This is a genomic window from Methanoculleus frigidifontis, assembly GCF_030464345.1.
Classification (GTDB): domain Archaea; phylum Halobacteriota; class Methanomicrobia; order Methanomicrobiales; family Methanoculleaceae; genus Methanoculleus_A; species Methanoculleus_A frigidifontis.
The window spans coordinates 39,122-49,907 of record NZ_VCYH01000013.1; the positions used below are offsets into that span (position 1 = coordinate 39,122).

A 10,786-nucleotide genomic window follows, 5' to 3' on the forward strand; every position below is an offset into this window, starting at 1 on the left:
ATATAATCTTTTCCCGGACAGCAAAATCCGCGGCAATGCGGCACCGGTTCGGGGTAAAAGCAAAGGTAACGGCATCTTGCGGGAAGGCAGCGGCGGAGCCGGATCGTTTTCGCACGTTTGTGCGGTCTATGAAAGTTCTGCTTTCATCCGCCGGTCTGCTGGAGATCCGCCACGCGGCGGGCGTAGGCGGTCGTCGCCCAGGCAAGCAGCCCTGTCGCCAGCAGGACGATGCCGAGCATCACCCAGTGAGCCGCCCCTGCGGTATCCACCGAAAGCCGGACGATCAGGTTGAGCGGATTGTAGGGCACCGCCATGGCGAAGAGGACGACCACCACCAGCGCTGTCGAGAAGACGAACTGTGCACTGGTGCGCTCCCGGTAATGGAGCGCCACGAGCGTCCCGAGGAGGATCAGCCCAAGGCCGCCCGCCGCGACGTGGAGGAGGATCTCGGGTGCGTGGTCGATGGCGATCCCGTTCGCCGCCAGCAGGACGAGCCAGATCCCCGCCTGCAGGGGTATCAGCACCTCGCAGACCAGGATCTTGCCCCAGATCATCTCCAGGAAGGTGACCGGCGTCGAAAGGAGGGTCTCGAGCGTCTGGCGCTGGTACTCCTCGGTGATGAGATCGATGATCAGCGCCGCCGAGATGATCGCCGGCATGAAGACGAGCAGCGGGATTAGGAGGCCGTACACGAACTCGAAGAAGTCGGTCCCGCCGATCCCCTCCGGGAAGTTCAGCCGGACCGGGAACGACTCCAGCCGATCGGAGCGGACCTCGCGGAGCTCCGCCTCGTAGCCGAGGAGAACGTCCTTCATCTTCACGTTGATGAGGCTCGACTGCAGGTCGTTCTGCAGGAGGTAGAGCGTGAGCTTGACCGGCTCGGCAGCATCCGGCGGCGTATCGGGAGCGTAGACGACCGCCGCGAGTTTCCGCTCCTTCAGGGCGGCGACGCCCTCGGCAAGGTCGACGCGGTAGAGCCGGAGGTCGTCCCGTTTTGCAAACTCCGCCACAAGGGGCGAGTCCTCCCCGGCGTAGCCGACGGCGTACTCGACCGTCGAGTAGCCGGCCATCGTCTCGGGGTCGTACATGCTGGCAAGCCCGACCAGCAGGAACGACGAGAACATGGCGATGAAGAGCTGCAGCAGCACGGCAAAGAGGATCGTCTTCTCCGCATACAGCCCGGAGAACTCTTTTCTGGCAATGATGCCGATATTCCGTCCGTTCATAGAAGGCCTCCCATGAAGTAGAGGTTATATGCGGCGTGCACCATCGTCGCGGTCAGGAGCCCGACGCCCCAGAAGCGGCTGCCCCCGATCTTCAGGTAGAGGGCAACGATCAGCACCCCGGCGAAGTGGAGGAGGAGCGGCATCCAGAGCACCTGGAGCGAGAGGAAGAGGATCTCGCCGAAGACCGACTCGGTGATCTGTGAGAGCGTCGCGAGCAGCAGAACCTTCTCACCGACGAGGAATCCGAGCGCGATCAGGAGCGCACCGGCCACAAGATTTTTGACCGTCAGGAAGCCCGGCCGGCTCCGGACGAGGGCATAGAGCCCTATCGACTTGGCGAACTCCTCGATGAACGCCGACGCCCCGATGAGCAGGATCAGGGAGAGGGGCATCGGCATGTTGAAGAAGAGGACGAGGCACATCATCTGCACCATGAAGACGAACGGCACCGAGAAGGCGGCAAGGAGACCGAGGGAGAGGAGCGGGCGGCTCGCGGAGATGCCGCTTGCCACAAACTCCATCAGCCGCGGCAGCAGGCGTTCCTGCGAAAAGAGCCGTTCTTCGGTGAAGTTCGTCACCCCCGCGTAGAAGAGGACGAGGCTGGTTGCGAAGAAGAGGGAGGTCGAGTAGAGGTACTCGGCGGCGGTGAACCCGTCGCCCTGCAGCTGCAGCACGACCAGGGTGAGCGGGGAGATGATGCTGACGATGTGGACATTCGCAAAGACCGTCGGGAAGAAGAGGTATGAGGTGACCAGGGTCGAGAAGAAGATCGAGAGGAAACTGAGCTCCTTGAAGCTGCGTGCCGCCATCCCGATGATCAGGGCGCTTGCCATGAAGAAAAGGATCACCGGAAAGAGCGGGAGGAGGATCAGCAGCGACGCACCGTTCATCAGGGTGATGACGGCGGCGATCAGCAGCATGATAGCGAGGTACGGCAGGGATTTGCCGAGCAGGATCGCCCCCGGCCGGACGGGCGTCGAGAGGAGGGCCTCGCCGACGCGGCCGAGCCGCTCGTTCATGATGCTCATCATGAAGAACTGGGCGGTGAAGTAGAGCGGGAAGATGAAGACGAAGATGAGGATGATCGAGTCGAAGGGGAGCGGCGGCGAGAGCTGCGACGGGGTCTTGAAGGTCTCCATCCCGGTATCGGCGGTGAGGATATCGGTGTAGCGGGTGAAAGGGGTATCCGCGGTATCGGTCGCCAGGTGCCGGCGGAGATCGTCGGGCGAGAACGCGACGGCGGACGAGGGGGGCGTCATCGCCGCCACCGGGCCTTCGGGCACCGGAGGCGATGCTGACCGCGGGGGAGCCCCGACCTGCCGGCCGCTCTCTGTGGCCGCGAAGTCGAGTTCGCTCTGGACGTATTCCATATTGATCCAGAGCGGGTAGGCGGCGAAGAGGTCGGGCTGGCCGGTCGCCACCCATGAGACGTAGCCGGAATAGTCGCGCTCCAGCGCCTTGAGCGCGGACCGCCCCTTCCCGTCGTCGGCGGCGTAGACCTCGCCGCCGATCACGATGACGTCATAGGCGTAGCGGTTCTGCCAGAGGCCGGGGGCAGAGTCCTGGAAGACCGTGAACCGGTCGTCGCCGGCGACGATCCGGGCGACGTCCGGATCGTCGACGCCGAGCCGGTACATCCCGTCCTGGAGATGGATCCCCTGCTCTGCGGCAAACCCGGTCACCAGGACGAGCAGGATCAGAAGCCCGACCGCCAGGGGCAGCACGTTCCTGCCCATGGAAGTCATCGACTTCTTCAGCTCCCATACGGCTATTGTCAGGACGGAGGAAAGGTGACTCATGATTATCCCGCTCGGCTCCAGAGGAGTGATGTCTGTTTACAGTAATCTATATTATGCATTTGGTAAAAAAGGGGTGATACGATGATACGCGCTCGCGACCTGGTCAAGTACTACAACGACTTCCCCGCCCTCGACGGCATCTCCTTCGACCTTGAGGACGGCGCCATCCTCGGGATCATCGGCCACAACGGCGCCGGGAAGACCACGCTTCTCAAGATCCTGGCGGGCCTGATCCGCCCGACCTCCGGGACGCTTACCGTCGACGGCATCGACGTGGTCCGCCGGCCGATCGACCTGAAGCGGCAGCTCGGCTACCTCCCCGAAGAGTCCCGCCTCTACGAGACGATGACCGTTGACGCCTACCTCTCCTTCTTCGGCGAGATCTACGGCATGGATGCGGCGGCCATCCGGAGGCGGCGGGACGAACTCCTCGACTCGCTCGCCCTCGACGCAGAGGGCAAGAAGCTCGGGGAGCTCTCGAAGGGGATGAAGCGCAAAGTCGCGATAGCGCGGTCGCTGATCCACGACCCGGCGCTCCTCATCTACGACGAGCCGACCTCCGGGCTCGACCCCATGACCTCCCGGTTCGTCATCGACTATATCAGAGACCTGCGCTCGCAGGGCAAGACGGTCCTCTTCTCGGGCCACAACCTCTACCAGGTCGAGGAGGTCTGCGACGCCGTGATGATCCTGCGGCGGGGAAAGACCGTCGCCTCGGGCAGCATGCACGACCTGCGCGAGATGTTCGGTTCGATCACCTACCAGATCCACTTCATCGTCCCGGACGGCGCACCCTTTACGACCGAGGTCGCGCACACCGAGCACGACGGGCTGTACCTGGCGACGGCACGGACGGTCGAGGAGCTGAACCGGATCACCGCCACGCTCACCGCCGAAGGCGCCGCGATCGAGCGGATCGAGTCGCAGTACCCGACGCTCGAAGAGATGCTGGTGAAGATCGGGAAGTAAAACGCAAATATGGGCGGTTCAAGTGAAAGAGGAGTATTTCACCCCCGAAACGATCGATGCCATTGCCGGAGAGATGCTCGGGGGCGTCATCCACCTCCGGAACCGCCATCCCGTCCGATGCACCCCTGAGCGCTCGGCACTGCTCGTCATCGACATGCAGCGCTACTTCCTGGATGAGGGATCGCATGCATACGTCCCGGGCAGCCGCGCGATCCTGCCGAAGATTCGCGCCCTGATCGACGGGTTCGCCCGCGCAGGCGGGCAGGTGATCTTCACGCGGCACGTCAACACGCCCGCGGACGCCGGCAGCATGGCCGTCTGGTGGAGAGGGATGATCACCGATGAGGCCGGTGCGGCAGACCTCGCGCCCGGCCTCGACCGCCGGGAGTTCCCGGTCGTGGTGAAGTCGCAGTACGATGCATTCTACGGAACGAGCCTCGAGGCGATGCTCCGCGACTCCGGCGTCGAGCAGGTTGCGGTCGCCGGCGTCATGACCCACCTCTGCTGCGAGACGACCGCACGGTCCGCGTTCGTGCGGGGGTTCTCCGTCCTCTTTCCCGTCGACGGGACGGCTACGTATACGGCGGAACTGCACCGGGCGTCGCTCTGCACCCTCGCACACGGATTTGCGGTTCCCCTGCTCGTCTCCGAACTTCTGGAGCTGGTGCATGAAGCAGGCACGGGATAGTGAGCGGGTGGCCGTCATCGGGGCCGGCCCCGCCGGGATCGCGGCCGCGGTCCAGCTGCAGCGATCCGGCCATCGTCCGCTCGTCTTCGAGAAAGGAACGCCCGGCGGCCTGATCCGCGAGGCGAACAACGTCGAGAACTACCCCGGGTTTCCGGACGGAATACCCGGCTTTGCACTCGCCGATCGCCTGGCGAGCCACCTGGAACGGCTCGGCGTCCGCCTCGTCATGGGCGAAGTTCTCCGGCTCGATTATACGGGCGCGGAGTTTGTGATCGAGACGGCGGGAGACGTCTACCGGGCATCGAACGTCATCGTAGCGCCGGGGACGAAGCCGCGGCGATGGGAGGGCGCGGACGTCTCTCGGGATGCAGAACACCGGATCGTCTCGGGCATCATTCCGCTCCGGGATCTGCGCGAAAGCACCGTCGCCGTCCTCGGCGGAGGAGACGCTGCGTTCGACTACGCCCTGCACCTCTCCCGCGCAAACGACGTCGTGATCGTCAACCGGAGCAGACGGACACGGTGCCTCCCGCTGCTCCGTGAACGTGCGCGGGCTTGTGCACGCATCACCTGCCTGGACGATACCCGGATCGAAGCGGTAACGCGCGGGGGCAGGGGACTCGTCCTCCGGTGCAGGACGGGGGAATATATCCGGGACTGTGAAGCCGACTACCTTCTCACCGCCATCGGCAGGGAACCGGCTCTCGACTTTATGAGTGAAGACCTGAAATATAATCTGGACGCGCTGCGGGCGGAGAGACGGATATGGATCGTCGGAGACGCGACGGCCGGCGTCTTCCGGCAGACCGCCGTCGCCGCGGGAACGGGGATGAGAGCCGCAATGGAACTTGACCGAAGGCTGAGAGGTGACAGGGAATGAGAGTGCTGGCCCAGACGGGATGCGACGATATCGCGAGGGTATACATCATGGGAACCGCGGCAGGGAGGAGGATCGAGTGCGTGGAATCCGTTCAGCCCCCGCTTTCGCGCGAGGAGAAGTGGGTGCTGATCGTCTCGACGCTGCACGGATGCCCCGTCGGGTGCTCCTTCTGCGACGCAGGGACGGAATACCACGGGAAGCTCACGGCCGAAGAGCTCCTCTTCCAGATCGACCACCTCGTCAGGAAACGGTACCCCGACGGCACCGTTCCTGCGAAAAAATTCAAGATCCAGTTCGCACGGATGGGCGAACCGGCCTTCAACCCGGCGGTCATCGACGTACTCGAAGTTCTTCCCCGGCGCTACAGAGCGCCCGGCCTCATCCCGTCCCTGTCAACGGTCGCTCCGCACGGAACGGATCGGTTCTTCGAAGACCTGCTCGCTGTGAAGGAAAGACACTACCGCGGCAGATTCCAGCTCCAGTTCTCTCTGCACACCACCGACGAGCAGGTCAGGAGAACACTGGTACCGATCCGGACCTGGGACGTATCCCGGATGGCTCGCTACGGAGAGCTTTTCCATGAAGAAGGAGATCGAAAGATCGTGCTGAATTTTGCCCTCGCAGAGGGGGCACCGATAGACCCGGACATTCTGCTGCGGCATTTTTCTCCGGAGATCTTCCTGATCAAGATCACTCCGATCAATCCGACGTATGCCGCGATCAGGAACAATCTCTCGTCCTATATCCGGCCGGACAAGACAGAGTACAAACGGGTGCATGACCTGAAAGCAGCCGGTTTCGAGGTCATCGTCAGTATCGGGGAACGTGAAGAGAACGCTATCGGGAGTAACTGCGGCCAGTACGTGCTCACCCATCAGCGATCACAGCAGCCGCTGAAGACCGGATATACCTATGACATCTCGCAGGAGACGCTTCTCTGACCCGGCGAGGGGAATCGGTGAGGTAACCTCATGGAGCACTTTTTTGGGGAAATTGCCGCGATGAGCATACTTTAAATAGGATCGGCATATACCTGACCTCCGGCGACCACCGCACAGACGCCCATATGCCGATGAACCTCCGACCGTCTCCGAAGCACCCGCTCCATGAGAAGAACGGGCTTTACCCGGGCGGGGCTCTCCATGCATCACAACGGCAGAAAAACAGAGCAGTGCAGAGATCAGAAGCGTGCAAGGAAAGAATACGGGCCTGAAGGGACTTGAACCCCTGGCCTACGGATTAAGAGTCCGTCGCTCTGCCAACTAAGCTACAGGCCCATTCACTTGACTTAACAGAATAGAACGGGAGCGGAAATAAATCTTCCGGATTCCTCCCGAAAATCGGCCTCATCGTATCCCTTAATAAGATGAGAAGTTACACCATTGTACGCATGCCTGAGGCGGTTCAGAACGTATCGAAAGAGCGAATCAAATATATCATACTCGGGTGCGGGAGCACGGGATATAACGTCGCCGAAGAACTTGTCCAGGAGAATGAAGACCTCATCATCGTCGACGGCGACGAAAAAAGGGTCGAAGACCTCCGCGACAGGAAGTACGAGGCGCTCGTCCGGGACATCCGCGACCCCCACCTCCTCGACGGACTGCCGGTGCCGGAAATCGCCTTTATTTTAAGCAACGACAAGGACGCCAACATAGCAGCTCTTCGAAGCGTCAAGAACCGGTACCCCGCCACCTATGTGATCGCCCGTGCGGTCGACCCGGTGAGCGTCGATATGCTGCAGGAGGAAGGGGCGGACATCGTCCTCTACCCCCAGGAAGTCGTCGCAAAGACGGCCATCCACCACATCAGAAAGCTCCACTCGTCCCGGCTCGCGATGCGGCTCTACGACCTCCTTGCAGGGTGGGAAGGGACACTCGGGATCGTGACCCACATCAACCCCGACCCCGACGCCATCTCGAGCGCCATGGCGCTCTCGATGATCGCACGCCACGCCAGCCACAATAAGCTCGCCTGCCGGATCCTCTACGAGGGGAATATCGGGCACCAGGAGAACCGGGCGTTCATCAACCTTCTCGAGATCAAGATGGAGCGGCTCACGCCCCAGGTCCTCGGAGAGTGCGACTACCTGGCACTCGTCGACTCGGCCGCTCCCGGTGTCAACAACGAGCTCTCTCGTAGCACCCGGGTCAATATCATCGTCGACCACCACAAGAACGGCGAACCGCCGAGCGCCATCGCCGACTTCATCGATATCAGGCCGGGTGTCGGCGCGACGGCCAGCATCATGACCCAGTACCTGATGGAACTGGACATCCCGGTGAGCAAGACCGTGGCCACCGCCCTTCTCTACGGCATCAGGGCCGACACCCGGGACTTCAAGCGGAACGTCACCCCGCAGGACCTGAGCTACGCCGCGTTCCTCCTGCCCCTGACCGACTCGGACCTGCTCGGCAAGATCACCTCCCCCTCCATGTCGCAGGAGACGCTCGATATCCTGGGGACCGCCGTCCGGAACCGGAAGATCAAGAGCGGCTACCTCTTCTCGAACGTCGGCTACGTCCGGAACCGCGATGCGCTCCCCCAGGCGGCCGACCTCCTGATCCAGCTCGAAGGGGTGAACACGGCGATCGTCTACGGCATCGGCGACCAGCAGATCATCATCTCCGGCCGGAACAAGGACATCCGCCTCCACCTCGGCAACGTCATGGGCGAGGCGTTCGGAACGATCGGCGAGGCCGGAGGGCACGCGACCATGGCGGCGGCGAGTATCCCCTTAAACTACTTCACGATGGTGAAGGACAAAGAGGAGCTGCTCCAGCTCATCATCGACCCCGTCCTGAAGCAGTTCACCAACCTGGTCGGCCTGGACGGCGAGGATAAAGATGAAATTTGAGGATTGGGAGCCGCACTACACCGCAATTCTCGACTATTTCTGCTTCGAGCGCACGGACGACGAAGAGGCGGCCCGCATCCTTGCGGATCTCGCGGACCGGGACGATATCGATCTGCTCCGCTCGCTCTGCAGCGGCAGGACCGTGACGGTCTGCGGGAACGCGCCCGGACTTGCCGGCGAGCTCGACCGGGTAGAGGGCATGGTCTTCGCCGCCGACGCCGCCGCAGAAGTGCTCCACAATCACGGCATCCACCCCGACGCGATCTTCACCGACCTCGACGGCGCAACCGACATCTTCATCGACGTGAACCGGGCGGGGACAGTCATGGTGGTGCACGCCCACGGCGACAACATCCCGCTCCTCCGCCACTGGGTGCCCCGGTTTCCGGGCCCGCTCGTCCGCACCACCCAGGCATCTCCGCTCCCCCGCGTCCACAACTTCGGCGGGTTCACCGACGGCGACCGTGCCGTCTTTGCCGCCGAAGACCTCGGGGCGAAGGAGGTCAGGATCATCGGCTTTGACCTCGACGACCGGTCGGTCGACCCGGTCAAACGGGGAAAACTCTTCTGGGCACGCAGGCTCCTGCACCTGATCGGCCATGACCTCTGACGCAGTCATCGTCGACGCCTACGTCGACGAACCCGCCTGTCTCGGCGTCTCGCCCTACATCTCCCCCTATATCCGCTCGGTCGCAGGCGCCCTCACCGAACACGGCTACCGGCCGGGCTACGTCACCATCGACCAGCTCCGTGCCGACCCCGGGCGGACGCTCGCCCTCGGCGAGGCGCGGCTCGTCGTCATGATAGCGGGCATCACCGTCCCGGGCACATACATCGGCGGCACCCCGGCGAGCCTCACCGAGATCCAGCAGCTCGGCACCCTGCTGCGGAAACCGACGACGGCGATCGGCGGCCCGATCACCTTCGGCTACGCCCCGGAGGGCGGGAAGAAGGCAATCCGGCAGGCGATCGCCGGGTTCGACGTCACCCTCAGCGGCCACCCTGCGGTTGCGCTCGACGCCTGGCTCCGCGGCCGCGAGCCTGCCGGCACCGTCGACTACGCCCGGCTCGACCCCTGGATGGCGGCGGGGAGCGGGATCGTTGCGGAGCACCCGGCCTTCCCCTACGTTATCTGCGAGCTCGAGACGGCCACCGGGTGCTCCCGCGCCGTCACCGGGGGCTGCTCCTTCTGCACCGAGCCGTTCTACGGGCTGCCGCAGTACCGCTCGATCGAGGGGGTCGTCGCCGAGGTCGCGGCGCTCCACGCCGCCGGCGCCCGCCACTTCCGGCTCGGCCGCCAGCCCGACCTCCTCGCCTACGGTACTGGCGGCGGCGGCGAGTTCCCGACGCCCCGCCCGGACGTTCTCGAGGAGCTCTTCACCGGCATCCGGGAGGCGGCGCCGGCCTTGCGGACGCTCCATATCGACAACATCAACCCGGGGACGATCGCCCGCCACCCTGACGCCGCCCGTGCCGCCCTCGAAGCGATCGTCCGCGGCCACACCCCGGGCGACGTCGCGGCGTTCGGGATGGAGACGGCGGATCCGGCGGTCGTCGCGGCGAACAACCTGAAAGCGCAGCCGGACGACGTCTTCCGGGCGATCGAGATCGTCAACGAGGTCGGACGAGTCCGCCGGAACGGTGTTCCGGAACTGCTGCCGGGGCTGAACTTCGTGATCGGGCTTGCGGGGGAGACGCCGGCGACCTTCGACGCCAACCGGGCGTTCCTTGCGCGGGTGCTCGACGCCGGGCTCCTCGTGCGGCGGGTGAACATCCGGCAGGTGATGCCGTTTGAGGGGACGGCCGCCTACGAGGCAAACACCCTCGGGCAGCATGATAAAGAGTTTCGGGCGTTCAAGGAGTGGACGCGGGGAACGTTCGACGAACCGATGCTCCGCCGCGTCTTCCCGGTCGGCACGACTCTTTCGGAAGTGATCGTCGAGGCGTCGGGAAACCCGTCCTTCGGGCGGCAGCTGGGGTCGTATCCCATCCTGGTCGGGATCCCGCTGACCCTTCCGACACGAAGCGTGCTCGATGCGGTCGTCGTCGACTTCGGGATGCGGTCGCTCACCGCCCTCCCGTCGCCGGTGCCGGTCAACACCCTGCCGATGAGTGCGCTCCGCTGGATACCGGGCATCGGGAAGAAACGGGCGGCGCAGATAGCGGCCCGACGGCCGTTCAAAAATATCGGGGAGTTCCGCACGATCGCCGGAGCGACGCCGATAGATGATATGCTGGTGTTTTAGTCGATTGGCAGGATGATTTTTCAGGCCTTTGTAACTGGAGGCCGCCTCCCCAAATCCCGATCCTCCGGACCGTAGGGGCAATCGCAACGGGGGAGGGGTATCAGGGGAGGGGGCAGGCCCC

The 10,786-nt window shown here is 63.8% G+C and carries 9 protein-coding genes and 1 tRNA gene; 7 read left to right on the forward strand and 3 right to left on the reverse strand.

The features are described 5' to 3' along the window. Positions 1-143: 143 nt before the first annotated feature. Positions 144-1,226 (reverse strand): ABC transporter permease, encoded by a 1,083-nt coding sequence (locus FGU65_RS14680; RefSeq protein WP_301665254.1) that lies wholly within the window; start codon positions 1,224-1,226, stop codon positions 144-146. Further along, positions 1,223-3,025, reverse strand: a complete 1,803-nt coding sequence (locus tag FGU65_RS14685; RefSeq protein ID WP_301665255.1) for an ABC transporter permease — start codon at positions 3,023-3,025, stop codon at positions 1,223-1,225. The genes FGU65_RS14680 and FGU65_RS14685 overlap by 4 nt, the downstream gene beginning before the upstream one ends. A gap of 81 nt (positions 3,026-3,106) precedes the next feature. Between FGU65_RS14685 and FGU65_RS14690 the strand changes: the two genes are divergently transcribed. Genes FGU65_RS14690 through FGU65_RS14705 form a run of 4 tightly spaced genes read left to right on the forward strand, consistent with a single transcriptional unit; the run spans position 3,107 to position 6,503 of the window. Beyond that, entirely contained in the window at positions 3,107-3,994 is an 888-nt protein-coding gene (locus tag FGU65_RS14690; protein ID WP_301665256.1) for an ABC transporter ATP-binding protein, read from the forward strand. 22 nt (positions 3,995-4,016) lie between these two features. Next, a complete protein-coding gene (locus FGU65_RS14695) occupies positions 4,017-4,682 on the forward strand; it encodes an isochorismatase family protein (RefSeq protein WP_301665257.1) in 666 nt (221 codons plus the stop codon). Continuing rightward, complete coding sequence (locus tag FGU65_RS14700) at positions 4,663-5,562, forward strand: NAD(P)/FAD-dependent oxidoreductase (RefSeq protein ID WP_301665258.1); 900 nt, start codon at positions 4,663-4,665, stop codon at positions 5,560-5,562. Before FGU65_RS14695 ends, FGU65_RS14700 begins: the two co-directional genes overlap by 20 nt. Then, a complete protein-coding gene (locus FGU65_RS14705) occupies positions 5,559-6,503 on the forward strand; it encodes a radical SAM protein (protein ID WP_301665259.1) in 945 nt (314 codons plus the stop codon). Before FGU65_RS14700 ends, FGU65_RS14705 begins: the two co-directional genes overlap by 4 nt. A gap of 263 nt (positions 6,504-6,766) precedes the next feature. On the opposite strand, the gene FGU65_RS14710 is transcribed toward FGU65_RS14705, so the two are convergent. After that, a tRNA-Lys gene (locus tag FGU65_RS14710) sits at positions 6,767-6,839 on the reverse strand. 113 nt (positions 6,840-6,952) lie between these two features. Between FGU65_RS14710 and FGU65_RS14715 the strand changes: the two genes are divergently transcribed. The 3 genes from FGU65_RS14715 to FGU65_RS14725 are packed head-to-tail and all read left to right on the forward strand — an operon-like array spanning position 6,953 to position 10,665. Further along, positions 6,953-8,419 carry a DHH family phosphoesterase gene (locus FGU65_RS14715; protein WP_301665260.1) on the forward strand — a complete coding sequence of 489 codons (1,467 nt, stop codon included), beginning with the start codon at positions 6,953-6,955 and terminating at the stop codon, positions 8,417-8,419. Next, positions 8,409-9,029 carry a 6-hydroxymethylpterin diphosphokinase MptE-like protein gene (locus tag FGU65_RS14720; RefSeq protein ID WP_301665261.1) on the forward strand — a complete coding sequence of 207 codons (621 nt, stop codon included), beginning with the start codon at positions 8,409-8,411 and terminating at the stop codon, positions 9,027-9,029. Before FGU65_RS14715 ends, FGU65_RS14720 begins: the two co-directional genes overlap by 11 nt. Then, positions 9,019-10,665 carry a radical SAM protein gene (locus FGU65_RS14725; protein WP_301665262.1) on the forward strand — a complete coding sequence of 549 codons (1,647 nt, stop codon included), beginning with the start codon at positions 9,019-9,021 and terminating at the stop codon, positions 10,663-10,665. The genes FGU65_RS14720 and FGU65_RS14725 overlap by 11 nt, the downstream gene beginning before the upstream one ends. The last annotated feature ends 121 nt before the right edge of the window (positions 10,666-10,786 follow it).

Coding starts and splice junctions, on each gene's coding strand:
- FGU65_RS14685 (WP_301665255.1), bottom strand. CDS start 3,025: ATGAGTCACCTTTCCTCCGTCCTGACAATAGCCGTATGGGAGCTGAAG.
- FGU65_RS14690 (WP_301665256.1), top strand. CDS start 3,107: ATGATACGCGCTCGCGACCTGGTCAAGTACTACAACGACTTCCCCGCC.
- FGU65_RS14705 (WP_301665259.1), top strand. CDS start 5,559: ATGAGAGTGCTGGCCCAGACGGGATGCGACGATATCGCGAGGGTATAC.
- FGU65_RS14680 (WP_301665254.1), bottom strand. CDS start 1,226: ATGAACGGACGGAATATCGGCATCATTGCCAGAAAAGAGTTCTCCGGG.
- FGU65_RS14720 (WP_301665261.1), top strand. CDS start 8,409: ATGAAATTTGAGGATTGGGAGCCGCACTACACCGCAATTCTCGACTAT.
- FGU65_RS14700 (WP_301665258.1), top strand. CDS start 4,663: ATGAAGCAGGCACGGGATAGTGAGCGGGTGGCCGTCATCGGGGCCGGC.
- FGU65_RS14715 (WP_301665260.1), top strand. CDS start 6,953: ATGCCTGAGGCGGTTCAGAACGTATCGAAAGAGCGAATCAAATATATC.
- FGU65_RS14725 (WP_301665262.1), top strand. CDS start 9,019: ATGACCTCTGACGCAGTCATCGTCGACGCCTACGTCGACGAACCCGCC.